The following is a 24,661-nucleotide window of genomic DNA, read 5'->3' on the forward strand; positions in this document are numbered from 1 at the left end:
TCCCTGTCGGATGTTCAGCGGCGCAGGCCGAGGCGCTTGATCAGCGCGCGGTAACGCTCCACGTCGACGCTCTCGAGGTAGCGCAGCAGGCGGCGACGCTGGCCGACCAGCAGCAGCAGGCCGCGGCGGCTGTGGTGGTCGTGCTTGTGCTGGCGCGAGTGCTCGGTCAGGTCGAGGATGCGCTGCGTGAGCAGGGCGATCTGGACCTCGGGGGAACCGGTGTCGCCCTCGTGCGTGGCGTGCTCGGACATGATCTTCTGCTTGACTTCGGTGCTCAACGGCATGGGTCGACACTGCTCCTTCGTGGAATCGTTGCGCGGTGCCTCAGGGCTGGTTCACCTGGGCGCTCTGGATCCGCGGCCGGTCTACGGCGGTTGCAAGGTTACCAGCGGGCCGAGGTGCACCCTAATCGCCGTCGGATCGCTCCTCCCGAGCACGATCCACGCGCGCGCCGTCCGCCTCGCGAAGGGCGCTGAGCCTCCTGGCGCCGGCGGTCCACAGGCCGCGCCGCCGCACCGCGAGCTCCAGGTCCGTCGGGTGGTCGCCGGCACCGCACCCCGTGGTCACCTCGTCCGATCCCCTCAGGTGGTACCACGCCCGAGGTGGCCGGCGGTCGTACCGTGGCGCCCGGAGCGCCTCCCTCGGCAGCTGGTCCGGCGGCTGCACCTCGAGGTGGGCGGGGAACCGTCGGCCGGCGTTGTCCCGCACCGCGTCAGCCGGGAAGGGCGTCACCTCCTGACCCTTCTCGTCGACCACCACCAGCCGCAGCCCTGCCACGCGAAGGGCCGCGACCAGGACGGGTTCCGGCAGCTTGCGCCGGCCTCCTTCGTATGCGGAGAGCGTCGCCTGCGCCACGCCGATGCTGCCGGCCATCTCGCGCTGGCTCAGCTGCGCCCGGCGTCGTGCCCTCAGCAGGTACCCCACACCATCGAACTCGTCCATGCGTCCTCCCCCGGCCGGCCGTTCCCCCTGGACGACCGACGCCTGAGGAACAGGGTCGCGGACGGGTGTGACAACGGCGGCGTTCGATGGAGCCCCGCTCCGATCCCGCCAGTGGGGACCCGGGGTGGTGGAGTGACTACGTCACTGACGGCGGATCGTGATCAGTGACGTGGTCGCGTTGCCACACCCCCTGCTCCTGGCAGCATCGCGGGTGGTCTGGTCGGGAGGCGGCGAGTCGGCTGAGGGCAGGTGAGGGCAGGTGAGGGCAGGTGAGGGCGGGTCAGGCGGTCGAGGGCGGTGCGGCCGGGGGCCACTCGTCGGCGAGGAGGGCGTAGACGGCCAGGTCCGTCCAGCGCTCCTTGAACCACGAGCCCTTGACGAAGACGGCTTCGAGGCGCATGCCGAGCCGTTCGCAGACGCGCGACGACGCCGTGTTCTCGGGCTCGAGCTGCGCCCAGACACGGTGGACCCCGACCTCGCGGAAGGCCGCCTCGGTGATCGCCCTCGCAGCCTCGGTCGCGTACCCCTGCCCGGCGACGTCGGGCGCGAACACCCAGCCGATCTCCGCCTGCCTGCCGTCCGCGCCGTCGGGGCCCTCGAGGAGGATGAGCACGTCACCGACGACCCGGCCGTCGAGCTCCACCGCGAGGGTGAGGTTCGGCGACGTCGGGTCGATCCGCCCGGCCGTGGCCCGTTCGGAGACCAGGTCGGCGACCTGGTCCCGCGTCTTCGGCTCGCCCGGGATGTAACGGATCACCGAGGGCACCGACCGGTAGGCGAAGACGTCGTCCTCGTCACCGGGTCGGAAGCTGCGCAGCGTCAGCCGCTCGGTGGTGATCGGCAGGCTCACGCGCGCCATACGAGTGCCTCCGTCAGAGGTTGATCATGTGGCCGGCGATGCCCTCGACGGCCTCCTTGACGGCCTCGGACAGCGTCGGGTGAGCGAACACGTTGCGAGCGACCTCGTCGGCGGTGAGGTCCCACTTCTGCGCGAGGGTCAGCGCGGGCAGCAGCTCGGTGACGTCGGGCCCGATGAGGTGGGCGCCGATGATCTCGTTGTGCGTCGCGTCGGCGATGACCTTGACGAAACCGACGGCGTCGCCGAGGCCCATGGCCTTGCCGTTGGCGGAGAACGGGAACTTGGCGACCTTCACGTCGTAGCCCTTCTCCTTGGCCTGCGCCTCCGTGTAGCCGAAGGAGGCGATCTGCGGCTGGCAGTAGGTCGCGCGCGGGATGAAGTCGTACTCGACCGGCATCGTCTCGGCGCCGGCCATCGTCTCGGCGGCCACGACACCCTGCGCCTCCGCGGTGTGCGCGAGCATGAGCTTGCCCGTGACGTCACCGATCGCGTAGACGTTCTCGACGTTGGTGCGGCAGTGGTCGTCGATGACGATGGCGCCGCGCTCCGTGGCGACCCCGAGGTTCTCCAGGCCGTAGCCCTCGACGCGCGGGGCGAAGCCGATCGCCTGCATCACCTTGTCGGTCTCGATGACCGTCGACTCGCCACCGGCGGCCGGTGAGACCGTGACCTTGACCTTCTCGCCGCTGTCGTCGATCGACTCGACCTTGGTCGAGAGCAGGATCGTGATGCCGAGCTTCTTGTAGTGCTTGAGCAGCTCCTTGGACACCTCGGCGTCCTCGGTCGGCACCATCCGGTCGAGGAACTCCACGATCGTCACGTCGACACCGAAGTTCTTCAGGACGTAGGCGAACTCGACACCGATGGCACCGGAGCCGGCGATGACGATCGAGCCGGGCAGCTGGTCGGTGAGGATCTGCTCCTCGTACGTCACGACGCGGTCGGACAGCGAGGTGCCGGGGATGAGCCGGGTCGTCGCACCGGTGGCGATGATCAGCTTGTCGAAGGTGATCGACTGCTTCTCACCGGAGTTGAGGGCCACGTCCATCGACGTCGGGCTGGTCAGCGTGCCCCACCCGTCGATCTCGGTGATCTTGTTCTTCTTCATGAGGAAGTGGACGCCCTTGACGATGCCCGCGGAGACCGAGCGCGAGCGTGCGTGCGTGGGTCCGTAGGACATCGTGGCGTCGCCCTCGATGCCGAACTTGTCCTTCTCGTGCTGGAGGATGTGCGACAGCTCCGCGTTGCGCAGGAGAGCCTTCGACGGGATGCACCCGACGTTGAGGCAGACACCACCCCAGTACTTCGACTCGACCACCGCGGCCTTCAGACCGAGCTGGGACGCGCGGATCGCCGCGACGTACCCACCGGGACCAGCACCGAGCACCACCACATCGAAGTCAGCCATGACGGCAAGCCTACTGAGTGCGGGCGCGGTCCCCCACCGGTGGTCCCGCGAGCGCGGGCAAAGCTGTCAGGGCAGCGTGCGGAGCACGTCGTAGATCCGTCGGGCGGCGGGCGCCGCCGTCGCCCCACCGGTCCCTCCCTGCGACACGACCACCGCCACCGCGTACTGCGGCTTGTCGGCCGGGGCGTACGACACGAACCAGGCCGTGTCCTGCTTCCCGAACGCCTCCGCCGTGCCGGTCTTCCCGGCCACCGGCCACTGGTCGAGCGGGAACCCTCGGAAGGCCCCCACGCCGGTCCCCTGGCGCACCACGCCCACGAGCGCGTCCTGCATGAAGGCCAGCGTCCCGGCAGGGAAGGTGACCTTGCCCGCGGCCTTCGGGGGGACCGGCTCGAGGACACCTCCGGGCGCCTCGAACCCCTTGGCCACCTGAGGTGTCCAGAGCGTCCCGCCGTTGGCGATCGCGGCATAGACCCGCGCCATCTGGAGCGGGGTGGCGGTCGTGTCCCCCTGTCCGATGGCGAAGTTCGCGGCGTCACCGGCCCGGAACTGGAAACCGGTGCGGCAGTTCTCGACCGCCAAGGACCTCAGGTATGCCGCGCGGCCGGGGTCCGTGGCCGCGACCTCCGGGTAGCCGGTGCGCGCGCGGGCGCAGGTGTCGGTCCTGGTCGCTGCCCAGGTGGCCTGCTTCCACGCCCGGTCGGGGATCCGTCCCGCCTGCTCCCCCGGCAGGTCGACACCGGTCGCGGCCCCGAGTCCGAGCTCCTTGGCCATCGCCACGAACGGGTCCGCCGCGTCGCTCTTCGCGTCCAGGCCGCCCTGGGCCAGCCAGGACCGGTAGGCGAAGTCGTAGAAGATGGTGTCGCAGGAGACGACGATCGCCCGGCGCAGGTCGATGGGTCCGTAGGCCCGGGACTCGTAGTTGGCGAACCTGCGGTTGCCGATCGTGTAGCTCGAACCGCACTGGTAGGTGCCGCGCAGGTCGTTCCCGGCCTCGACCGCGGCCGGGATGCTCACGACCTTGAACGTGGAGGCGGGCGGGTAGGCACCGGCGGTGACCCGCGAGACGAGCGGCGTCCCAGTGCTCGCGTCGGTGAGCGCGGCGAGCGCCCTGGTCGAGATGCCGCCGGTCCAGACGGCCGGGTCGTAGGTCGGGTAGCTGGCGGCAGCGACGACGGCACCGTTCGTCACGTCGAGGACCACGGCTGCCCCCGAGTCGGCCCGGAACCCACGGGTGCGGGCCGAGGTCGCCGCCGAGCGGAGGGCCGACTCGGCCGCCGACTGGACACGCGCGTCGAGGTTGGTGACGAGGTCCTTGCCCGGCACCGGCGCCGTGCTCGACACCTGGCCGTCGACGACGCCGCGGGGGTCCAGCGACACCGTGTCCGACCCGGGGACCCCGCGCAGCTGTGCGTCGTACTGCTGTTCCAGCCCCGCCCGGCCGACCAGGTCCAACCCGGTGACCGCCCCCCGGGAGGAGGCGACGTCGCTCTCCGAGGCCTGCCCGAGGTACCCGAGCACGTGCGCCGCGTTGACCGACGACTGCGGGTAGTCGCGCACCGGCTGGGCGCCGACCGTCACCCCCGGGAACGTGTCGGGGTGCTCCAGCAGCCCCAGGGCCCTGGCCGGGTCGGCACCGGACACCAGCGGGACCGGGACGTACGGCGACCCGGCCCAGCACACCGGCTGCGGCGGGGCGCCCTTCGCGCCACAGAGCTGGGTGCGCCCCCAGAGCTCGTCGAACGGGACCTGCAACGCCGTGGCGATCCGTTGCACCAGCGCGCGCCCGCCGTCGCCGGCGTCGGCCAGCACCCCGCGGGAGACCGACACCACGGTGCGGGTGGAGTTGTCGGCGAGCGGGAGGCCGTTGCGGTCGAGGATGCGCCCGCGGACGGCGGGTTCGGTCACCGTCCGGGTGTTGAGCGTGGCGGCGGCGCGCTCGTACTGGGCGTGATCACCGATCTGGACCTGCCCGAGCCGGGCCACCAGCGTGCCGACCAGGCTGAGCGCCACCAGTCCGAAGACCCAGATCCGGGCGAGGCGCGGCCGGGGGCGGTTCACGACCGGGCTCGCAGCTGCTGCTCGGCCCGGACGAGCGCGGGGACGGTGAGCGCACACAGCAGCGCGGTGAGGACGAGCCGCACGACCGTGTCGGCCGGCGACAGCGCGGAACCGGCCAGGAGCGCCACGATCGCCCCGCCGCCGAGCAGGACCGTGGAGCACAGCACTCCCACGACGGCCACCCAGCGCCAGGACGCCAGCCCCTCACGGCGCCCGGCCCCCGCGAGCAGGCCGCACACGGCATACGTCAGGGCGGCGGTGCCGAGCAGGGCGGACCCGGGCGGGACCAGGTCGACCACCCACCCGGCGCCGAGGCCGACGAGGGCCCCCCGGGTGGGGCCACCGACGAGGGCGCCGGCGACGACCACGGGCAGGACGAGGTCAGGGATCAACAGGGGCGTGCGGGCACCGACCGCGACCGCGAGCACGGCGAGCACCACCAGCGCGGCACCCCGGACGAGGCGGACCCGGCCAGCACCGGCAGCGAGGTGAGCGGCGGTCGTCACCTAGCCACCCCCCGTGGACGGCGCGCGTGGGACGGTCCGGCCCGCAGGGACGAGCACCCCGACCACGTCGAGGGTGGTGACGTCCACGGCTGGCCTGACACCGGCGGTCGGCACGAGGGCGGCCGGGTCGCCGTCCACCTCGGTGACCGTGCCCACCCGGAGCCCGGGGAGGTATGGCGTGCCGTCGAGGCTCCCCAACGTGGTCACCACGTCGCCGTGCGAGAGCGTCCCCCGCTGCACGGGGGTGAGGGTGAGCTCCCCCGGCGCCTGCCGACGCGGGCCGGTCGCGCCGCTGCCGACCGAGCCGAGCACCCCGGCGCCCGCCCGCACGGAGATGGTGAGGTCGGCGGCCCCGACGAGCTGCACGTCCGCGGTCCACGGCGACACGGCGACGACGCGTCCGACGAGCCCGTCCGCGTTGACCACGGCACGGTCGATCCGCACCCCGTCCCGGGAGCCTGCGTCGATGGTGACGCGTTCGGGGCCGGCCGACCCGGCGCGGCCGACGGCGACGACCCTGGCGGGGACGAACGCCCGGCCCCTGGTCTCGGGGGCCCGCAGCAACCGCTGGAACGCCGCGGCCTCGGTCGCCTGCGCGGCCACGGTGTCGGCGGCGGTGGCCGCCCGGGTCCCGCGAACGCCGGGGTCGTCCCGGCCGACCTCCGGCCGCAGCAGCCCCTCGACCGGCCCGAGCACCACACCCGCAGCGGTGCGGACCGCGCCCGTCCCCGGCGCCCCGGCGAGGTCGGCGACGAGCACCACGATCGTGGCGAGCAGGAGGGTGGTGAGCAGTCGGCGCGACCGGTCGCTGCGCAGCGGGCGAGCGGCGGTGCGGGGCGAACGGCGGGGTCGGGGCATGGGTCAGAAGCGACGTGTGTCGACCAGGACGCGTTCGAGCGTCCCGAACTCCTCGATGCACCGTCCCGAACCGCGCACGACCGCACGCAGCGGGTCGTCGGCGACCCGCACCGGCACGCCCAGCTCGTGGCGCAGCCGCTCGTCGAGCCCGGGCAGCAACGCGCCTCCGCCGGTGAGGGTGACCCCGCGGTCGAGGACGTCGCCGGCGAGCTCGGGCGGGCAGACGTCGAGCGTCGCCCGCACCAGCTCGACGATCTGCAGCAGGGGCGCCTCGATGGCGCGGCGGACCTCGGGGCTGGAGATCGTCACGGTCTTGGGCAGGCCGGTGACGAGGTCCCGCCCCCGGACCCGGGTGCTGGTCTCCTCGCGCAGCGGGAACGCCGAACCCGCCGCGATCTTGATGTCCTCGGCGCTGCGCTCTCCCAGCAGCAGCGAGTACTCGCTCTTCACGTGGGCGATGATCGCCTCGTCGAGCTCGTCTCCCCCGACGCGCAGCGACCGGGACGTGACGATGCCGCCGAGGCTGATCACGGCGACGTCGGTCGTCCCGCCGCCAATGTCGACGACCATCGAGGCCGCGGTGTCGTTGACCGGAAGGTCGGCGCCGATCGCGGCAGCCATCGGCTCCTCGATGACGTAGACCCGGCGGGCCCCGGCCCGGACGGCGGCGTCCTCGAGGGCGCGTCGCTCGACCCCGGTCACCTCGCTCGGGACGCAGACGACCATCCGCGGACGGAACAGCCGCGACGGACGGACCTGGTCGACGAAGTAGCGCAGCATGCGCTCGGTGATGTCGGCGTCCGAGATCACGCCGTCGGCGAGCGGCCGCACGGCGCGCACGTGGCCGGGGGTGCGGCCGAGCATCTCCTTGGCCCGCGTCCCGGCGGCCAGCAACGTGGAGGTGCCCGCCGCGATCGCGACCACCGAGGGCTCGTCCAGGACGACCCCGCGACCGCGTTCGTAGACGAGGGTGTTGGCGGTCCCGAGGTCGATGGCGAGGTCCCTGCCCCAGCCCGTCCAGCCCCTCGACCCACCACCCGTGCGACTCACGAGCGCGATGCTACGCGTGGCGTTCCGACCCACCCGGCAGCCGCGCCGGGCGGGTCAGGTCGGGTATGGCGCCCGGGTCAGGCGACCAGCTCGGCCTCCACCGCGCGGGGCGCGGGGACCGGGGCCTTGAGGGTGGCGCGCAGGCGCCAGGCGCCGAACACGGCCAGCAGGCTGATCGCGATGTGCAGGCCGATGAACAGGCTGCCCATCCCGGCGCCCAGGATGACCCCGGCCACCAGCGGGCCGACCGCCGAGAACCCGGTCTGCAGGGCCGTGAACATCCCCAGCGTGGTGCCGACCAGGCCCGACGGGGCGAGGCTGGCGGTGAGCGGGTTGAGCACGGGGGCGTACATCGTCTCGCCGACGGCGAAGATGCCGAACGTGGTCACGAACAGGACCGCCGCGAGCTCCGGGGCCAGTGACGCGGCAGCGAGCACCAGCCAGGAGATGGTCCAGATCAGGCCGACCCCCATGAGCAGGGTGGCGCCGCTGCGCTTCGCCGTGAGGCGGACGACGAGCATCTGCAGGGCGATGATGACGACGCAGTTGACCGCCGCCGCGAGGCCGATGGTGGTCTCGTCGACGTGCAGGACGGTGAGCGCGTAGGCGGGCAGTCCGGACTCGAACTGCGCGTAGAAGCCCAGCGCCAGCGTGACCGTGATGAGGGCGGTCCACCGCAGCGCGGGGATGGCCCAGATGGCTCGCAGTGCCTCGCGCGGGCCGGCAGAGCGGACGGGCTCGGGGGCCCCGGAGGCGTCGGTCGCGTCCGCGGTCGCTCCCGGTGCGGTGCCCCAGCGCGGCATACCGGCGACGAGGAGCAGGGCGGCGGAGGCCAGGAACCCGACGGCGGCGGTGGCGAAGGCCGGCCACATGCCGTCGGTGCGGTCCAGGTCGACGACGTACCCGGCGGCGAACGCGCCGACGGCCATGCCGAGGGCCTGTCCGGTGAACTGCCAGGCGAAGACGCGGCGGCGGTCGTGGCCACCGACCCAGCGCAGCACGAGGACGGACTGGGCGGGGTTGGCGGCAGTGATGCCGAGGCCGAAGACGAACATGCCGACGAGGAAGGTGACCGGGCCGTCGGCCCAGATCAGGGACGCGGCACCCGCGGCGGCGATGACCTTGGCACCGACGGCGACCAGCACCGGGGAGACGCGGTCGGCGAGGCGACCGCCGACGGGGGCGGCCAGCAGCGCGCCGACCGAGAACAGGCTCGACGCCGCGGCAGCCAGCAGCGCACCCCAGCCACGCGTGGTGGCGGCGTAGGCGTACTGGTAGGGCAGGACGGTGCCCCAGCCGAGCATGGCGATGGCGGAGGCGAGGATCAGGAGCTTTGCGCGCATGGTGTCTTCAACAGTTCTTCGACGTAGAATATTTCGATATCGAAATCTTAGCATCCGAAGAACGCCGTGCGAGGATGACCCCATGGCAGCGAGGAAGAAGGCCGGACGCACCGTCCAGGAGCAGTACCGGGAGGCGGTCGCCAGCTACGTCGCCGCGGGTGGCGACGAGTCGGTGCAGCGCGTCATCACGGCGGTGAACTCGCTCAGCCGCAAGCTCGACCAGTGGTACACCCGGCAGCTCGCCGACCTCGACCTGTCGCACGGCGAGTGGTCGGTCGTCGCTGTCCTCGCGACCTCCGAGGGACGGCCGGTCACGCCGTCGCAGCTGGCCGACGCGAGCAACGTCGCGGCCTCGTCGATGACGCACCGGCTCGACAAGATGACGGAGCGCGGGCTGGTCCGCCGCTCCCCCGACCCCGAGAACCGCACGCGGGTGCTCGTCGAGCTGACCACCCAGGGCTGGGAGCTGTTCGAGGCCGCGGTGCGCGAGGCCAACGTCGTCGAGTCGGACGTGCTGGCGGGCCTCAAGCGCGAGGAGCGCGACCGGCTGGCCGCGCTCCTCGAGGTGGTGATCAGCGGGCTCGACGAGATCGAGACCGCCTAGGTCGGTCGTGTCGCCGGCCGGACCGGCACACGGGTGGTCAGGTCAGAGGTGCGGGAACCAGATCGCGATCTCGCGGGCGGCCGACTCCGGGGAGTCCGAGCCGTGCACGATGTTCTCCTGGACCTTCTTGCCCCAGTCGCGGCCGAGGTCGCCGCGGATGGTGCCGGGCAGCGCCGCGGTCGGGTCGGTGGCACCGGCAAGGGCGCGGAAGCCCTCGATGCAGCGGTGGCCCTCGATGACGATCGCCGTCACCTGGCCGCTCGACATGAACTCCACGAGCGGCTCGTAGAAGGGCTTGCCCTCGTGCTCGGCGTAGTGCTCGGCGAGCTGCTCGCGGGTGGGGGTCGTCACCGCGAGCGCGGCGAGGGTGTAGCCCTTCGCCTCGATGCGGCGCAGGACCTCGCCGGAGAGGCCGCGGGCGAAACCGTCGGGCTTGACCAGGACCAGGGAACGTTCGATCTGCGTCGTCACACCCGCCAGCCTACCCAGCCTGCGGTGGCACTACCGTCGCGGTGTGCGAGCGACCGACGGGGCCAGCAGGACGATCCCGTATGCCGCGTGGCTGGCCCAGCCTGCCTACCTCGCCGCCGAGGTGCTGCTCGCCCTGTGCGCCGGCGTCGGCTACTCCCTCGCCGACGACACGATCAGCGCCCTCGGCACGACCTGCGACTCCCCCGACGCGACCGGCTGCTCGTCGGCCGCGTGGGCCATGAACCTCGTGTTCATCGGGTTCGGCCTCCTCCAGGCGGTCGGTGCCATCCCGTTGCTGCGCGGGGCGAGCGCGCGCGAACGGGTCGTCGGCGGCCTCTGGGTCCTCGCAGGGGTGTTCTCGGTCGGCGTCGGGCTCGCCCCGGTCGACGTGCACCCGAGCCTGCACGCCCTCGTGGCCCTGCCGGTCTTCGTGGCACAGCCGCTGGCCCTGCTTCTCCATGCCCGCTGGCTCACGACCGGTCGGGTCCGCGTGGCCGGCACGGTCCTGGGGGTGGCCGCGCTGGTGGGGGCCGTGTCCTTCGGTGTCCTGCTGGGGGCGGTTGCGGGGTCCGGCGCGGCGGAACGGCTGGCCATCTGGCCGGCCAAGCTCTGGCTCCCGCTCGCCGCCCTCACCCTGGGTCGCGGCGGCGGCCGCAGCCGCTAGGTCGAAGCAGCCTCCTGCTGGCGACGCGCCTGCTCCTGCTCGACGCGGTGGCAGACCACCAGCGAGCCGACCCACAGCAGCAGGAAGATGAAGCCCACGATGAGCATCGCGGGCACGACGAACGCCGCGGCGAAGGTCGCCAGCTGGATGAGCCAGCCGACGGTGACTCCGTAGGGGCGGCGCATCATCCCGGCGGCCACGAAGCAGAGGACGGTCAGACCGGTGCCCACCCAGAGCCACGTGGAGCCGGCGTCGTCACCGTCGGCCAGCGCGATGCCGCGGGCGACGAGGGCCCCGAGGAACACGACGATGCCCTGGCCGGCCAGCACCGTCGCCAGCATCCGCCAGGTGAACTTGCCCAGCGCGCCGTAGAGGACGATCCCCTTCACCGGCGGTTCCTCCCGTTGTCGCGGAACTTGGTCAGCAGCCAGAACGCCACGGCGACCACGGCCACCAGGAGGACCAGCTTGGCGAGGGGGTGCATGGGACGAGCCTAAGGCGTCCCGCACGGGCGTACTGTCAGTGCACGGAGCCACTCAGGCTTCCTAGCGCTGGGAGCACAGCCATGGCCGACAAGTCACCGAGACAGAACCTGGCCAAGAAGGCGAGCAAGTCCATCAAGGAGAAGCGCGCCGAGAAGCACGCCAAGGCGGACGCCAAGACCCACAGCGACGTGGGTTCGATCGGCAAGAAGTAGCCGACCGCCTCGGGGTGGGCGCGGCAGCTCCCACCCCGAGCCGCTCGACCCGAGGATCCGGCTCAGACGTCGGTCGTGCCGACGAGCATCCGGACCTCGGCCGCCGTCGTCACCGAACCGGTGGCCACGACGCCTCCGCTCATGCCGCCCTCGTCCGCGAGTCCCGCGGCCACGTCGAGCGCGTCCGGCAGGTCCTGGACGACGGTGACGCGGTCCTCGCCGAAGATGTCGACCGCCAGCTCACCGAGGTCGTCCGGCCGCATCGCCCGCGGCGACGTGGTCCGCGAGACGACGACGTGGTCGAGGACGGGTTCGAGCGCCTCGAGCATCTCCGTGGCGTCCTTGTCCTTGAGGATCGCGATGACGCCGACGACCTTGGCGAAGGTGAACGAGTCCTCGAGCGCCTGCCGCAGGGCCAGCGCGCCCGCCGGGTTGTGCGCCGAGTCGACGATGACCGTGGGCGACCTGCGGACGATCTCCAGGCGACCCGGCGAGGCGGCCCGGGCCAACCCGGCGCGCACGACGTCGGGCTCGAGCCGCTGCTCGCCGCCACCGAGGAACGCCTCGACCGCGACGAGCGCGAGGGTGGCGTTGTGCGCCTGGTGGGCACCGTGCAGCGGGAGGAAGAGGTCCTCGTAGTCGCCCCCCAGACCACGGATCGAGATCTGCTGGCCGCCGACGGCGACCTCACGCGTCAGGAGCCCGAAGTCGTTGCCCTCGAACGTCATCCGTGCCCCGACCTCCTCACCGCGCTCGATGAGGACCTGCGCGACGTCGGGCTCCTGCGTCCCGATGACGGCGACCGCGTCGGCCTTGATGATCCCCGACTTCTCGGTGGCGATGTCGACGACGTCGTTGCCCAGGAAGTGCTGGTGGTCGAGCGAGATCGGCGTGACCACGGCCACCGCGCCGTCGGCGACGTTCGTCGCGTCCCAGCTCCCGCCGAGGCCGACCTCGACGATGGCGACGTCCACGGGCGCGTCGGCGAACGCGGCATACGCGATCGCGACGAGCACCTCGAAGTAGGTCATCCGCGGGCCACCCTCGCCGACCGACTTCACGTCCACCATCTCGATGAAGGGGATGACGTCGTCGTAGGCGGCGAGGAACTTCTCGCGGCTGATCGGTTCGCCCGCCAGGGCGATCCGCTCGCGGACGCTGTGCAGGTGCGGCGAGGTGAACCGACCCGTCCGCAGCCCCATCTCGGTCAGCAGCGTGTCGATGACGCGGGTCGTCGAGGTCTTGCCGTTGGTGCCGGTGAGGTGGATGACGGGGTAGCTGCGCTGCGGGTCGCCGAGCAGCTCCATGACCGCGGCGATGCGGTCGAGGCTGGGCTGGAGGTCGTGCTCGGGGGCGCGGGCGAGGATCGCGTCCTCCACCTCGCGCATCCGCCGCACGAGCTCGAGGTTGCGCGCGGCCTCGCGCTGGGCTGAGTCGGGTGCAGGCATGCCCCCATCATCGCGCACCCGCACGTGCTCGATGATCACGCCCCGCACGCCCCGGTCCTCGAGCGATCCGACGGGTCCTGGTCCGCCGGATCGCTCGAGGACCACCGTATGGCGCGTGCGTCAGGACAGCTTCATCACCTTGATGCGGATGGGCTCGCCGTCGCCGACGGTCGCCTGGGCGACGTCGGCCCGCTCGGGAAGGGCCTCGAGCTGGGGTGCGCTCCCGAACTGCGTGGCCAGGGTCTCCTCGACGATGAGCGCCTGGTGGGTGACCGTGGCCTCCCACACCGCCTGGCTGCCGGTGACCGTCAGCGAGATCCGGTCACCGACCTCGAGGCCGGCCTCACGGCGGGCCTGCTGGACCGCGCGGACGACGTCGCGGGCCAGCCCCTCGGCGGCGAGCTCCGGGGTGACGTCGGTGTCGAGGACGACGAACCCGCCGCCGGGAAGCATCGCCGTGGCCTGCGAGTGGCCCTGGGCCCCGGCGTCGACCACGGTCTCGAGGGTGTACTCCCCCTCGACCAGGGCCAGACCACCGGACGTCACGGTGCCGTCCTCGGCCACCGACCAGTCGCCGGACTTGCTGCCCTTGATCGCCAGCTGCACGTCGCGACCCAGCCGCGGACCTGCCGCGCGGGCGTTGACGGTGAGGCGCTGGGTGATCCCGAAGTCGGACTGGCTCGCCTCGCCGATGTCACGCAGGGTGACCGTGCGGACGTTGACCTCGTCGGCCACGATGGCTCCGAAGTCCTCGAGCGCCGACGCGTCCGGCACGACGACCGTGAGGTCCTGCAGCGGCAGCCGCACCCGCAGGCCGCTGGCCTTGCGCAGCGACGACGCCACGGAGCAGACCTCGCGCGCACGGTCCATTCCCGCGACGAGCGCCGCGTCGTGCGGCAGGTCGGTCGCGTCCGGCCAGTCGGTGAGGTGCACCGAGCGCCCCCCGGTCAGGCCGCGCCAGATCTCCTCCGTCGTCAGGGGCAGCAGCGGCGCCGCCACCCGACAGACGACCTCGAGCGCCGTGTAGAGCGTGTCGAAGGCCGGCTCGGCCTGGCTGCCGTCCTGGCCGGCGCCGGTGTCCCAGAACCGCTCGCGCGAGCGACGGACGTACCAGTTGGTCAGCACGTCGAGGAAGCCGCGCGTCGTCTCGCACGCGTTGGCGACCTCGTACCGGTCGAGCTGGTCCTGCATCGTCTGCACGTACTGCCCGAGCTTGGCGAGCAGGTAGCGGTCGAGCGGGTCCGTCGATGCGGTCGACCACTTCGCCTCATACCCGTGGTCGCTGTCGGGACCCGAGCGGAAGGCGTTGGCGTACAACGAGAAGAAGTACCAGGTATTCCACAGCGGGATGAGCACCTGGCGGACGCCGTCGCGGATCCCCTGCTCGGTGACGACGAGGTTGCCGCCGCGCAGGATCGGGCTGCTCATGAGGAACCAGCGCATGGCGTCGGCACCGTCACGGTCGAAGACCTCGCGCACATCGGGGTAGTTGCGCAGCGACTTGGACATCTTCTGCCCGTCCGAGCCCAGGACGATCCCGTGGCTGACGCAGGACGAGAACGCCGGCCGGTCGAACAGGGCCGTCGCCAGGACGTGGAGGGTGTAGAACCAGCCACGCGTCTGCCCGATGTACTCGACGATGAAGTCACCCGGGAAGTGGTGGTCGAACCACTGCTCGTTCTCGAACGGGTAGTGCACCTGCGCGAACGACATCGAGCCGGAGTCGAACCACACGTCGAGGACGTCCTCGACGCGACGCATGGTCGACCGCCCCGTCGGGTCGTCGGGGTTGGGCCGGGTCAGGTCGTCGATGAAGGGCCGGTGCAGGTCCTTGACCTCGACACCGAAGTCGGCCTCGAGCTCGGCGAACGACCCGTAGACGTCGAGGCGCGGGTACTCCGGGTTGTCGGACTTCCAGACCGGGATCGGGCTGCCCCAGAAGCGGTTCCGCGAGATCGACCAGTCGCGGGCGTTCTCCAGCCACTTGCCGAACTGGCCGTGCTTGATGTGCTCCGGCGTCCAGTCGATCTGCTCGTTGAGCTCGAGCATCCGCGCCTTGATCTTGGTGACCTCGACGAACCAGCTCGACACAGCCATGTAGATCAGCGGCTGGCGGCAGCGCCAGCAGTGCGGGTAGGAGTGGTCGTACGTCTCGCGGCGCAGCAGCACCGTGCCCTCGGTGACCGCGCCGGTCTCGCCCTCACCGCGCGTGCGGTTCTTGAGGTGCTCGATGACCATCGGGTTGGCGTCGAAGACCTGGACGCCCTCGTAGTCGGTGACCGGGTAGGTGAAGCAGCCGTCGGGACCGACGGGGATGACCGGTTCGATCCCGGCCGCGTCGGTGACGATCTTGTCCTCCTCACCGAAGGCGCCGGCGGTGTGGACGAGCCCGGTGCCGTCCTCGGTGGTGACGAAGTCCGCCGGGAAGACGCGGTGCGCCTTGTCGTGGCCGAGGTAGTAGTCGAACGGCGGCGTGAAGGAGCGCCCGACGAGGTCGCTGCCCTTGAGCCGCTCCACGATGCGCGACGCCGGGTCCTGCTCGTCGGCGCCGAACAGGTCCTTGGCGTAGGCCGCGAGCCGCGCCTCGCCGATGACGTAGCGCTGGGTCGTGCCGGTCACGTCGGACTCGACCACGACGTAGTCGATGTCGGGCCCGACCATGATCCCGAGGTTGGCCGGGAGGGTCCACGGCGTCGTCGTCCAGACCAGCGCCAGCTCACCGGTCTCGAGGCGCAGGCCGACGGTGACGGCCGGGTCCTGGCGGTTCTGGTAGACGTCGTCGTCCATGCGCAGCTCGTGGTTGGACAACGGCGTCTGGTCGTTCCAGCAGTAGGGCAGCACGCGGAAGCCCTCGTAGACCAGGCCCTTGTCGTGCAGCTGCTTGAACGCCCAGATGACCGACTCCATGTAGTCGGGCTCGAGCGTCTTGTAGTCGTTGTCGAAGTCGACCCACCGGGCCTGGCGCGTGACGTACTCCCGCCAGTCGTCGGTGTACTTCAGGACCGACTCGCGGCACTTGGCGTTGAACTTCTCGATGCCCAGCTCGAGGATCTCGTCCTTGGTCTTGATCCCGAGCTGGCTCATCGCCTCGAGCTCGGCGGGCAGGCCGTGCGTGTCCCAGCCGAACCGCCGCTCGACCCGGCGCCCCCGCATCGTCTGGTAGCGCGGGATGAGGTCCTTGACGTAGCCGGTCAGCAGGTGGCCGTAGTGCGGCAGGCCGTTCGCGAAGGGCGGTCCGTCGTAGAAGACGAACTCGTTGTCGCCGTCCTGGCCGGCGGAGCGGTTCTCGACCGAGGCGATGAAGGTGCCGTCCTCGTCCCAGTACCTGAGGATGCGCTCCTCGATCTCCGGGAACCGGGGAGAGGCGGGCACCCCCTGGGGCGAACCGGTGGTGGTCACGGCGTCGTCGGGGGCTGCGCTGGAGACATGGGGATAGGCCATGGTGTCGGCGGTCCTTCGTCATCGTTCGTGCGTGTCGCACGAGGACGACGACGCCGGGCTGTCCCGGCGGCACCGCGGTACCACCTCGCTTGCCGTACGCCGGGTGGTGACCACACGGCATACGACCGCTCTTGCTCCAGGCGCTGACGGGCCCATCCGTCCGGGTCTAGTGGGGGTCGCCCACCGGGGTGGCCCTGTTCTTCCGGAGGCTCACCGGTGATGGCCGGGTCGACGCCTGTGCACCCAGTCTAGCGGGCCGTGGCCCACGGCTCGTCCGGGTTTCCGGCCGCCCCCGCTCCCGGGTGTAGAGTCGGGCCGTCGCCCTCGGGTGACACCACGACGCGCCACAGGGGAAGCCGGTCCAAGTCCGGCGCTGACCCGCAACCGTAGGCCCCCCGCGAGGGTGGCGAGCCGGAATGCCTGGAACGCGAAGCGGCTCCAAATCCGTCGAGGTACGCGGGGTGGAGCCCGGACACCCACCAGGTCCGAGGCCACCCCCTGTTTTGTCGTGAGAGCGACGAACGGGGGTTTTGTCTTTCCACCCGGGTGCACCGGTGCCACCGTCGCGACACCGCTCGCACTGAGAGGCACCATGCACCACTCCATCCGCAGCGCCCGTCCGGCTGCCGCACTCGCCCTGGCGGTCGCCGCCACGCTCGTGACGCCGGGTCTTGCGTCGGCGAGCACCACCACGCCCACGACCGGTACCGTCACTAGCACCACCGCTCCCGCCACGACGACCGCGCCGACCACGTCCACCACGTCGACCGGCTCCTCGACCTCGTCCACCGGGACCGGTTCGACCACCTCGGCTCCGTCCACGGCGACGGCCCCCACCACGACGCAGCCCGCCCCCTCCACGACGGCGTCGGCGCCCACCACGGCTCCGTCCACCTCGTCCACGACGTCCGGGCCGGCCACCGGCGGCCTCGTGCGCGGCGGCGACGCGGCGCGCTACGGCCTCGCGGCCCCCTCGGCCCTGCCCGCCACCTCGACCGACCCGACGCTGGTCGGTGCCGGCTTCCTCGAGCGCGAGCTCGCCGCCGGTGGTCACCACCTGTCCGTGAGCTTCGACGGGGTCGACTACGCCGACTACGGCGTCACCCTCGACGCGGTGCTCGCCCTCGACGCCGCGGGCGCGGGTCAGACCGAGGCCGCCGCGGCGACGAAGTTCGTCGCCGACAACATCGGCCAGTACATCGGGACCGACTTCGGCCCGACCGAGCTGTACGCCGGCGCCACGGCCAAGTCCCTGCTCGTCGCCGTGGCCCAGGGCGTCGACCCCACCGCGTTCGGCGGCGTCGACCTCGTCGCCACGCTGGAGGGCCTGGAGACCCCCAGCGGCCGGTTCTCCGACCACTCGGCCGGTGGCGCCGACTACTCCAACCTGATCGGCCAGTCGCTGGCGGTCATGTCGCTGCGCCGGGCCGGGGAGACGACCTCGCCCGCGTCCGTCACGATCATCCGCGACAACCAGTGCAGCGACGGCGGCTTCAGCCTCAGCTTCGGCGCGACGCCGTGCGTGAGCGACCCCGACGTCACCGCCTTCGCCGTGCAGGCCCTCCTCGCGGTGGGCGGTGCCGGTGACGCCGACGCCGGGAAGGGTCTGGACTACCTCGCGGGCATCCAGGGCACCGACGGCGGTGTCGGTGGCGCCGGCCCGACGGCAGCACACAACGCGAACTCGACCGGCCTCGCCGGTCAGGCCTTCCTCGCGGGCGGGCGCACCGCCCAGGCCCGCGCCGCCCAGGGCTACCTGCGCGCGCTGCAGTACGGCTGCGACCTCCCCGCCGCGTTCCGTGGCGGCATCGCCTACGACCGGGCTGCCATGACGGCCGCCGCGACCAAGGGCGCGACCGTGCAGGACCAGGACCGCCGGGCGACCAGCCAGGCCCTCCTCGCCCTCGCCGGCACCCCGCTGTATGCCGTGTCCGGCACCGGCGCGGACGCCACCGCGCCCGACCTCACCTGCGCGGCACCCACGACGTCCACGACGACGAGCCCGACGAGCACCACCTCGACGACCTCGTCCGGCACGTCCTCGGCCACCTCCAGCTCCACCGACGCCGGCAGCGGCTCGGCGACGGCCGGGTCGGGCGACGGCTCCGGCGGCGGCTCCGGCGACCCCGCCTCGGCCACGCCCGGTTCGCTGGCGTTCACCGGTGCGGACGTCAGCGCCTTCGTGATCGCCGGCCTGCTGCTGCTCCTCCTGGGTGCAGGCGCCCTGGTCCTGGCTCGTCGCAAGGGCGTCCACGCCTGATGCGCCTCGTTCCCCGCCCGATCACCCGCCCGATCACCCGTCGTGTCGGCCGCCTCGTCGCGGCCGCCGCCCTCGTCGCCGTCGGCGGCCTCACCCTCCCGGGTGGGGCCGCCCAGGCGGCGGCCTGCTCCGGCACCACCGGGGTCACCGTCGTCATCGACTACGGCGCCAGCACCACCACCTCGTGCGTCTCCGGTGACCCCACCTCGGCCATGAGCGCGCTCAAGGCGGTGGCCACCGTGGTGTCGCCGCAGCGCTACCCGGGGACGGTCGTCTGCCGGATCAACGGGACGCCCGCCAAGGACCCGTGCATCCAGATGCCGCCGGCCAACGCCTACTGGGCGTTCTTCCACGCTCCGCGCGGCGGCGCGTGGACCTACAGCCAGTCCGGCGTGGCCAGCTACGACCCGGCCCCGGGGACGGTCATCGGGTTCGCGTTCGGCTCCGGCGGACAGCCCAGCTCGGCGCCACCAGCCAGGACGAGCACCCCGAAGCCCAGCTCGTCCTCGACGCCCAAGCCCACGCCGAAGCCGTCCAGCACCCCGCGGACGAGCTCCTCCACCCCGGGGCACAGCAGCTCGACCCCCGGCGGCACGACGTCGAGGGGCACGTCGGCGAAGGGCACGAGCACTGGCAAGGCGACGGCCGGCACGACGCCGTCGGCCGGCCGCACCACGCCGTCCGCCACGACCCCGGGCCACAGCGCCACGACCTCGGGCACCACCTCGGGCACCGCATCGGCCCCTGCTGCGCCCACCTCGGCGACCACGTCCGGGACACCGGCGGCATCGGGCACCGGCACGGACCCGGGGCCCAGCGCCCTCGCCTCGAACACGACCCCCGACCAGGGGTCGTCGACCACGCTCTTCGCGGGGATCGGGCTCGTCGGCGTGGTCGGTGCCGCCGCGGCATACCTCACGCACCGCCGCCGCTCGCACGGCTGATCGATGCCCGCTCCACGACCGGTCCGTCGCCCGCTCCCCCGCCACCTGCACCCGGTGGCGTGGTGGGTGTGGGCGATCGGGCTGGCCGTGGCGTGCTCGCGCACGACCAACCCGCTCCTGCTCCTGCTCGCGGTGAGCGTCGCGGCGCTGGTCGTGGCGGCGAGGCGGGGCAGCTCTCCGTGGGCGCGGGCGTTCCGGCTGTACCTCGTCCTGGGCGCATCGATCGTGGTCCTGCGCGTGCTGCTGCACCTGCTGGTGGGGTTCAAGTTCGGGCAGACCCGGCTGTACACCTTGCCGAGCATCGACCTGCCCGGCATCACGATCCTCGGACCGGTCTACCTCGAGGGGGTCCTCGCGGCCGCGGTCGAGGGTCTGCGCCTCGCGTCCCTCATCGCCTGCATCGGCGCGGCGAACGCCCTGGCCAACCCCAAGCGGCTGCTGCGGGCCATGCCCAGCGCCCTGCACGAGATCGGCACGGCCGTCGTCATCTCGGTCACGGTCGCCCCCCAGCTCGCCGAGAGCGTGCAGCGGGTCCGGCGGGCGCGTGTCCTGCGGGGCGAGGGCGGGTCGGGGCTGCGGTCCGTCGGGCGGGTGGCGCTGCCGGTCCTGCAGGACACCCTCGACCGGTCGCTCCTACTGGCCTCTGCGATGGACTCGCGCGGGTACGGCCGGCGACCGGAGCAGTCGCCCCGGGTGCGCCACCTCACCGGCGCCCTGACCCTCACCGGGCTGCTCGGCGCCGCGGTCGGCACCTACGGCGTGCTGGACGCCACCGCCCCCGCCGCGGTCGGGCTCCCGATGCTCGTCGCCGGGCTGCTGCTGTGCGTCGCGGGCCTCCGCGTGGGTGGCCGGGCCGTGCAGCGGACCGCCTACCGCCCCGACCCATGGGCCACCCCCGAGTGGCTCGTCGCCGGATCGGGCGTCGCCGCCGCGGTCCTCGTCGTCGTGGCTGCCCGGGCGGACCCCACCGCGTTCGTCCTGCCCCTGGAACCGCTGGCTCCACCGGCCCTGCCCCTGCTCGCGGTCGTCGGCCTGCTCCTCGCCGCCGTGCCCGCCTTCGCCGCCCCCGAGCCGCCCCGACGCGGGAGTCGCACGTGAGCGCCCCCGTCGTCGTCCTCGACCGGGTCAGCGTCAGGTATGCCGGGTCGCCCCGGCCCACGCTGCGCGACGCGTCCGTCGTGGTCGAGGAGGGCGAGCTCGCCGTCGTCGTCGGTCGGACCGGCGCCGGGAAGTCGACCCTGTTGGGCGCCGTCAACGGCACCGTCCCCCACTTCACCGGTGGACACCTTTCCGGACGGGTCACCGTCGCCGGCCTCGACACCCGCACGCACCGTCCGCGCGACCTCGCCGGCGTCGTGGGGGTCGTCAGCCAGGACCCGCTGGCCGGGTTCGTCACCGACACCGTCGAGGAGGAGCTCGCCTACACCCTCGAGCAGCTCGGCGTGGAACCCTCCGCCATGCGCCGGCGGGTCGAGGAGGTGCTGGACGTCCTCGGCATCGCCGACCTGCGCGACGCGCCCCTGCACGACCTGTCCGGCGGGCAGCAGCAGCGCGTCGCGATCGGCTCGGTCCTCACCGCCAACCCCCGGGTCCTCGTCCTCGACGAGCCCACGTCGGCGCTCGACCCCACCGGTGCCGAGGAGGTGCTGGCGACGCTGTCCCGGCTGGTCCACGACCTCGGCCTCACGGTGCTGGTCTCCGAGCACCGGCTCGAGCGGATCGTCGGACTCGCCGACCGCCTGGTGCTGGTGGCCGAGGACGGCAGGGTGAGCCACGGCGCACCGGCCGACCTGATGGCGCAGTCGCCACTGGCACCGCCCGTCGTCCACCTCGGCCGTTGGGCCGGGTGGCAGCCGTTGCCGCTCACCGTGCGCGACGCCCGACGCGCGGCCCGCGACCTGCGGGTGGCCCTCGGTCCCTCGACCGAGCAGGTCGTCCCGGCCCACCACGCCAGCCCGGAGGACACCTCCCCCGCGCCCGTCCCGGCTCCCCTGCTCGCGGGGACGGCTGTCGAGGTGCACCACGGCGACCTCGTCGCGGTGGACGGCGTCGACCTGTCCATGGCGCCGGGCGAGGTCGTCGCCCTGATGGGGCGCAACGGGTCGGGGAAGTCCTCCCTCCTGTGGGCGCTGCACGGTTCGGGGCACCGCCACGGTGGGGACGTCACCGTGGCCGCCGGTCCGGCCGCCACCACGGGTGCGGCGGCCTCCGCCCCGGGCGCCGGTGGTGCGTCCACCGTCGACCCGGCCCGGGTGTCGCCGCGGGTACGCCGTCGGCACGTGGGGCTCGTGCCGCAGAGCGCCGCCGACCTGCTCTACCTGCCCAGCGTCGACGACGAGTGCCACCAGGCCGACACCGAGGCCGGAGCCGCACCGGGCACGGCCCGTGAGCGCCTCGACCGCCTTGCCCCCGGCATCGACGGAGCCGCGCACCCTCGTGACCTGTCCGAGGGTCAGCGGCTCGCGCTGGTCGTGGCCATCCAGCTGACGGCTGCACCCGCGACCCTGCTGCTGGACGAGCCCACCCGGGGCCTGGACTACCCCGCCAAGGCCGCACTGAGCAGCCTGCTGCGCGACCTGGCCGCTGCCGGCGGCGCCGTGCTCGTGGCGACCCACGACGTCGAGTTCGCAGCCGGCGTCGCTGACCGGGTCGTCGTCCTCGCCCGGGGTCGGGTCGTCGCCGACGGACCCGCCGTCGACGTGCTGTGCGACTCCCCGGCGTTCGCGCCGCAGGTCGCCAAGGTGCTCGCGCCGACCCGGCTGCTCACCGTCGACGACGTGCGCCGCGCCCTCCCGGGGGTCCCGGTCACCGTGGGAGGAGCGCGATGACCATCCAGACCCCCGGCAGCGCTCGACCGTCCCACGAGCACCACGTCCCGTCCGGGCCCGCGCACCCGGGACGACGCAGTGCCGTGGCGCTACGGCCACGCTCCACGGCCGCGCTCGCGCTCGTCTCCGTGGCCGGGCTGCTGGCGTTCCTGTGGCCACTGTTCGCCTCGGCCGACTCACGCCTCGGCCAGAACGCCGACGCCCCCCTCGTCTTCGCCCTGCTCCTGCCGCTCCTGCTGGCCGTCGTGCTCTTCGAGATCAGCGAGGGCGGACTCGACGTCAAGGCCGTGGCGATGCTGGGCGTCCTGTCCGCCGTCGGCGCCGCGCTGCGGCCCCTCGGCGCGGGCACCGCGGGCCTCGAGACCGTCTTCTTCCTGCTCGTCCTCGGGGGGCGGGTCTTCGGGCCGGGGTTCGGCTTCGTGCTGGGCTCGACGACCCTGTTCGCCTCGGCCCTCGTGACCGGCGGCGTGGGCCCCTGGCTGCCGTACCAGATGGTCGGGGCGGCCTGGGTCGGCCTCGGTGCCGGCCTGCTCCCCCGCGTGCCCCCGCGGTGGGAGCTCGCCCTGCTCGCGGCGTATGGCGCCGTGGCCGGCCTGCTCTACGGGCTGGCCCTCAACTTCTCCTTCTGGCCCTTCGCCACCGGGCTGGGCGGCGACCTCTCCTTCGTCGCGGGTGCCCCTGCCTGGGACAACCTGCACCGGTTCGCCGTCTTCTCCCTCGCGACCTCGGCGTGGTGGGACCTGGGACGGGCGATCACCAACGTCGTCCTGATCCTCGTCACCGGTCGGGCCGTCCTGGGCACCCTGCGCCGGGCCTCGCGCCGTGCCGCGTTCGACGCCGAGGGCACCTTCGACGCCCCGGTCGCGCCCGGGCCCGAGCCGGGCACGCGGCATACCCTGTCCGGGTGACCCTGCCCGCATCGCTCCTCTCCCGCGCCGTCACCGACCCCGACGTCAAGGCGACCTACGGCATCGACGAGTCCATCGGTGCGCTCGCCCCCGACCGCTTCGAGGTGGTCCGCGCCCGTGACCTCGGGGATGTCGTCGACGTCCTCGCGCACGCGCAGGCGACGGGCACGCCCGTGGTGCCGCAGGGCGCGCGCAGCGGGTTGGCCGGTGGCTCTGTCGCGCTCGACGGGGGGATCGTCCTGAGCCTGGAGGGGCTGACGGTGATCACCGAGCTCGATGCGGTGGAGGGCATCGCCGTGGTGCAGCCCGGCGTCATCAACGCCGACCTCAAGGCAGCGGCCGCGGCCGAGGGTCTCTTCTACCCGCCGGACCCGGCCTCGTCGGCGTTCTGCTCGATCGGTGGCAACGTCGCCACGAACGCCGGCGGGCTGTGCTGCGTGAAGTACGGCGTCACGGCCGACTACGTGCGCGGTCTCGAGGTGGTCCTCGCCGGCGGTGAGGTCATCCGTACCGGCCACCGCACGGCCAAGGGCGTCGCGGGGCTCGACCTGACCGGGTTGTTCGTCGGGTCCGAGGGCACGCTCGGCGTCGTCACCGAGGTCGTCACCAAGCTCGTGCCGGCGCCGGACCCCGCGCTGACCGCGCTGGCGACGTTCGACAGCCTGTCCGCCGCGAGCGACGCCATCGTGGCGCTGCGGCGCGAGCGCCACCGGCCGAGCCTGCTCGAGCTGCTCGACGAACCCACCCTCGCCGCTGTGCAGGCCCTCGCCGACTACGGCTTCCCCACCGGCTGCGCCGCCGTCCTCATCGTTCAGGCCGACCGGCCGGGTCACGCGGGCGAGGACGTGCAGCGGTATGCCGCGCTCCTGGAGGAGGCGGGGGCGACCGAGGTCGCGGTCGCCGACGACGTGCAGGAGAGCGAGGCCCTGCTCGCGGGCCGACGCGCGCTGCACCACGCGCTCGTCGCCAAGGGCACCCACTTCATCGAGGACGTCTGCGTCCCGGTGCGCCGGCTGACCGCGCTCATCACCGCAGGGCATGAGATCTCCGCGCGCACCGGGGTGGAGATCACGATGTCGGGGCACGGGGGCGACGGGAACCTGCACCCGTCGTTCTTCTACGACGCCGACGACGAGGACAGCCGGCACCGCGCCGAGGAGGCGTTCGGCGACCTCGTGAAGGTGGCGCTCGGCATGGGCGGGACCATCACCGGCGAGCACGGCGTGGGGTCGCTCAAGGCGCGGTGGCTCCCCGACGAGGTCGGCGCCGCGTCGATCCAGCGCCAACGCGCGGTCAAGTCGCTCTTCGACCCGCGCGGCATCCTCAACCCCGGCCGCGTCTACTGGTCCTGAGCCGTCCACGCCCGGGG

22 protein-coding genes and 1 riboswitch are annotated in these 24,661 nt (G+C 72.8%); of the genes, 9 read left to right on the forward strand and 13 right to left on the reverse strand.

What is annotated here, in order from left to right:
* Positions 1 to 14: 14 nt before the first annotated feature.
* From rpsO to ASD62_RS18755, 9 genes are all read right to left on the reverse strand, one after another.
* Positions 15 to 284 carry a 30S ribosomal protein S15 gene (rpsO, locus tag ASD62_RS18715; protein WP_056917719.1) on the reverse strand — a complete coding sequence of 90 codons (270 nt, stop codon included), beginning with the start codon at positions 282 to 284 and terminating at the stop codon, positions 15 to 17.
* A gap of 121 nt (positions 285 to 405) precedes the next feature.
* Positions 406 to 942, reverse strand: a complete 537-nt coding sequence (locus ASD62_RS18720; RefSeq protein ID WP_056917720.1) for a helix-turn-helix transcriptional regulator — start codon at positions 940 to 942, stop codon at positions 406 to 408.
* A gap of 280 nt (positions 943 to 1,222) precedes the next feature.
* A complete protein-coding gene (locus tag ASD62_RS18725) occupies positions 1,223 to 1,792 on the reverse strand; it encodes a GNAT family N-acetyltransferase (protein ID WP_200956969.1) in 570 nt (189 codons plus the stop codon).
* 22 nt (positions 1,793 to 1,814) lie between these two features.
* Complete coding sequence (lpdA, locus tag ASD62_RS18730) at positions 1,815 to 3,209, reverse strand: dihydrolipoyl dehydrogenase (protein ID WP_056917722.1); 1,395 nt, start codon at positions 3,207 to 3,209, stop codon at positions 1,815 to 1,817.
* A 66-nt stretch (positions 3,210 to 3,275) separates the two neighbouring features.
* Positions 3,276 to 5,270: a penicillin-binding protein 2 gene (mrdA, locus tag ASD62_RS18735; protein ID WP_056917723.1), complete on the reverse strand. Its 1,995-nt coding sequence runs from the start codon at positions 5,268 to 5,270 to the stop codon at positions 3,276 to 3,278.
* Entirely contained in the window at positions 5,267 to 5,776 is a 510-nt protein-coding gene (locus ASD62_RS18740; RefSeq protein ID WP_056917724.1) for a hypothetical protein, read from the reverse strand. The genes mrdA and ASD62_RS18740 overlap by 4 nt, the downstream gene beginning before the upstream one ends.
* Positions 5,777 to 6,634 (reverse strand): rod shape-determining protein MreC, encoded by an 858-nt coding sequence (gene mreC, locus ASD62_RS18745; protein WP_056917725.1) that lies wholly within the window; start codon positions 6,632 to 6,634, stop codon positions 5,777 to 5,779.
* Between the two features lie 3 nt (positions 6,635 to 6,637).
* Positions 6,638 to 7,693, reverse strand: coding sequence for a rod shape-determining protein (locus ASD62_RS18750; RefSeq protein ID WP_369818835.1), 1,056 nt, complete (start codon positions 7,691 to 7,693; stop codon positions 6,638 to 6,640).
* A 68-nt stretch (positions 7,694 to 7,761) separates the two neighbouring features.
* Positions 7,762 to 9,027, reverse strand: coding sequence for an MFS transporter (locus ASD62_RS18755; protein ID WP_056917727.1), 1,266 nt, complete (start codon positions 9,025 to 9,027; stop codon positions 7,762 to 7,764).
* Positions 9,028 to 9,109: 82 nt separating this feature from the next.
* On the opposite strand from ASD62_RS18755, the gene ASD62_RS18760 reads away from it, so the two are divergent.
* Entirely contained in the window at positions 9,110 to 9,631 is a 522-nt protein-coding gene (locus tag ASD62_RS18760) for a MarR family winged helix-turn-helix transcriptional regulator (protein WP_056917728.1), read from the forward strand.
* 42 nt (positions 9,632 to 9,673) lie between these two features.
* On the opposite strand, the gene ndk is transcribed toward ASD62_RS18760, so the two are convergent.
* Complete coding sequence (gene ndk / locus ASD62_RS18765) at positions 9,674 to 10,102, reverse strand: nucleoside-diphosphate kinase (RefSeq protein WP_056917729.1); 429 nt, start codon at positions 10,100 to 10,102, stop codon at positions 9,674 to 9,676.
* A 43-nt stretch (positions 10,103 to 10,145) separates the two neighbouring features.
* Here ndk and ASD62_RS18770 point away from each other — a divergent pair, with 43 nt between their 5' ends.
* On the forward strand, positions 10,146 to 10,766 hold the full coding sequence (locus tag ASD62_RS18770) for a DUF998 domain-containing protein (RefSeq protein WP_056917730.1): 621 nt from the start codon (positions 10,146 to 10,148) through the stop codon (positions 10,764 to 10,766).
* Here the strand turns inward: ASD62_RS18770 and ASD62_RS18775 are convergent.
* Entirely contained in the window at positions 10,763 to 11,155 is a 393-nt protein-coding gene (locus tag ASD62_RS18775; protein ID WP_056917731.1) for a DUF4233 domain-containing protein, read from the reverse strand. The genes ASD62_RS18770 and ASD62_RS18775 overlap by 4 nt on opposite strands.
* A gap of 176 nt (positions 11,156 to 11,331) precedes the next feature.
* Here ASD62_RS18775 and ASD62_RS20930 point away from each other — a divergent pair, with 176 nt between their 5' ends.
* Positions 11,332 to 11,463, forward strand: a complete 132-nt coding sequence (locus ASD62_RS20930) for a hypothetical protein (RefSeq protein ID WP_255353307.1) — start codon at positions 11,332 to 11,334, stop codon at positions 11,461 to 11,463.
* Positions 11,464 to 11,525: 62 nt separating this feature from the next.
* On the opposite strand, the gene ASD62_RS18780 is transcribed toward ASD62_RS20930, so the two are convergent.
* Both ASD62_RS18780 and ileS read right to left on the reverse strand, forming a co-directional pair.
* Positions 11,526 to 12,911, reverse strand: a complete 1,386-nt coding sequence (locus ASD62_RS18780) for a folylpolyglutamate synthase/dihydrofolate synthase family protein (protein WP_056917893.1) — start codon at positions 12,909 to 12,911, stop codon at positions 11,526 to 11,528.
* A 120-nt stretch (positions 12,912 to 13,031) separates the two neighbouring features.
* Positions 13,032 to 16,352 (reverse strand): isoleucine--tRNA ligase, encoded by a 3,321-nt coding sequence (gene ileS, locus ASD62_RS18785; RefSeq protein WP_056917732.1) that lies wholly within the window; start codon positions 16,350 to 16,352, stop codon positions 13,032 to 13,034.
* A gap of 348 nt (positions 16,353 to 16,700) precedes the next feature.
* Positions 16,701 to 16,774: riboswitch (cobalamin riboswitch) on the forward strand.
* 170 nt (positions 16,775 to 16,944) lie between these two features.
* Here ileS and ASD62_RS18790 point away from each other — a divergent pair.
* The 6 genes from ASD62_RS18790 to ASD62_RS18815 are packed head-to-tail and all read left to right on the forward strand — an operon-like array spanning position 16,945 to position 24,644.
* Positions 16,945 to 18,612: a hypothetical protein gene (locus tag ASD62_RS18790; RefSeq protein WP_056917733.1), complete on the forward strand. Its 1,668-nt coding sequence runs from the start codon at positions 16,945 to 16,947 to the stop codon at positions 18,610 to 18,612.
* A complete protein-coding gene (locus ASD62_RS18795; protein WP_056917734.1) occupies positions 18,612 to 19,556 on the forward strand; it encodes a hypothetical protein in 945 nt (314 codons plus the stop codon). Before ASD62_RS18790 ends, ASD62_RS18795 begins: the two co-directional genes overlap by 1 nt.
* A 3-nt stretch (positions 19,557 to 19,559) precedes the next feature.
* Positions 19,560 to 20,654, forward strand: a complete 1,095-nt coding sequence (locus ASD62_RS18800) for an energy-coupling factor transporter transmembrane component T (protein ID WP_056917735.1) — start codon at positions 19,560 to 19,562, stop codon at positions 20,652 to 20,654.
* Complete coding sequence (locus ASD62_RS18805; RefSeq protein ID WP_056917736.1) at positions 20,651 to 22,384, forward strand: ABC transporter ATP-binding protein; 1,734 nt, start codon at positions 20,651 to 20,653, stop codon at positions 22,382 to 22,384. The genes ASD62_RS18800 and ASD62_RS18805 overlap by 4 nt, the downstream gene beginning before the upstream one ends.
* Complete coding sequence (locus ASD62_RS18810; RefSeq protein ID WP_082581064.1) at positions 22,381 to 23,292, forward strand: ECF transporter S component; 912 nt, start codon at positions 22,381 to 22,383, stop codon at positions 23,290 to 23,292. Before ASD62_RS18805 ends, ASD62_RS18810 begins: the two co-directional genes overlap by 4 nt.
* The gene (locus tag ASD62_RS18815) at positions 23,289 to 24,644 is read left to right on the forward strand and encodes an FAD-binding oxidoreductase (protein WP_056917737.1); all 1,356 of its coding nucleotides are present in this window, start codon (positions 23,289 to 23,291) and stop codon (positions 24,642 to 24,644) included. Before ASD62_RS18810 ends, ASD62_RS18815 begins: the two co-directional genes overlap by 4 nt.
* The last annotated feature ends 17 nt before the right edge of the window (positions 24,645 to 24,661 follow it).

The organism is Phycicoccus sp. Root563 (genome assembly GCF_001427915.1).
In the GTDB taxonomy this organism is placed as follows: domain Bacteria; phylum Actinomycetota; class Actinomycetes; order Actinomycetales; family Dermatophilaceae; genus Pedococcus.

Bases quoted from the DNA above. Each gene is read 5' to 3' on its own strand.
- rpsO (WP_056917719.1), bottom strand. From the start codon at position 284: ATGCCGTTGAGCACCGAAGTCAAGCAGAAGATCATGTCCGAGCACGCC.
- ASD62_RS18720 (WP_056917720.1), bottom strand. From the start codon at position 942: ATGGACGAGTTCGATGGTGTGGGGTACCTGCTGAGGGCACGACGCCGG.
- lpdA (WP_056917722.1), bottom strand. From the start codon at position 3,209: ATGGCTGACTTCGATGTGGTGGTGCTCGGTGCTGGTCCCGGTGGGTAC.
- mreC (WP_056917725.1), bottom strand. From the start codon at position 6,634: ATGCCCCGACCCCGCCGTTCGCCCCGCACCGCCGCTCGCCCGCTGCGC.
- ASD62_RS18755 (WP_056917727.1), bottom strand. From the start codon at position 9,027: ATGCGCGCAAAGCTCCTGATCCTCGCCTCCGCCATCGCCATGCTCGGC.
- ASD62_RS18760 (WP_056917728.1), top strand. From the start codon at position 9,110: ATGGCAGCGAGGAAGAAGGCCGGACGCACCGTCCAGGAGCAGTACCGG.
- ASD62_RS20930 (WP_255353307.1), top strand. From the start codon at position 11,332: ATGGCCGACAAGTCACCGAGACAGAACCTGGCCAAGAAGGCGAGCAAG.
- ASD62_RS18780 (WP_056917893.1), bottom strand. From the start codon at position 12,911: ATGCCTGCACCCGACTCAGCCCAGCGCGAGGCCGCGCGCAACCTCGAG.
- ileS (WP_056917732.1), bottom strand. From the start codon at position 16,352: ATGGCCTATCCCCATGTCTCCAGCGCAGCCCCCGACGACGCCGTGACC.
- ASD62_RS18790 (WP_056917733.1), top strand. From the start codon at position 16,945: ATGCACCACTCCATCCGCAGCGCCCGTCCGGCTGCCGCACTCGCCCTG.
- ASD62_RS18795 (WP_056917734.1), top strand. From the start codon at position 18,612: ATGCGCCTCGTTCCCCGCCCGATCACCCGCCCGATCACCCGTCGTGTC.
- ASD62_RS18800 (WP_056917735.1), top strand. From the start codon at position 19,560: ATGCCCGCTCCACGACCGGTCCGTCGCCCGCTCCCCCGCCACCTGCAC.
- ASD62_RS18810 (WP_082581064.1), top strand. From the start codon at position 22,381: ATGACCATCCAGACCCCCGGCAGCGCTCGACCGTCCCACGAGCACCAC.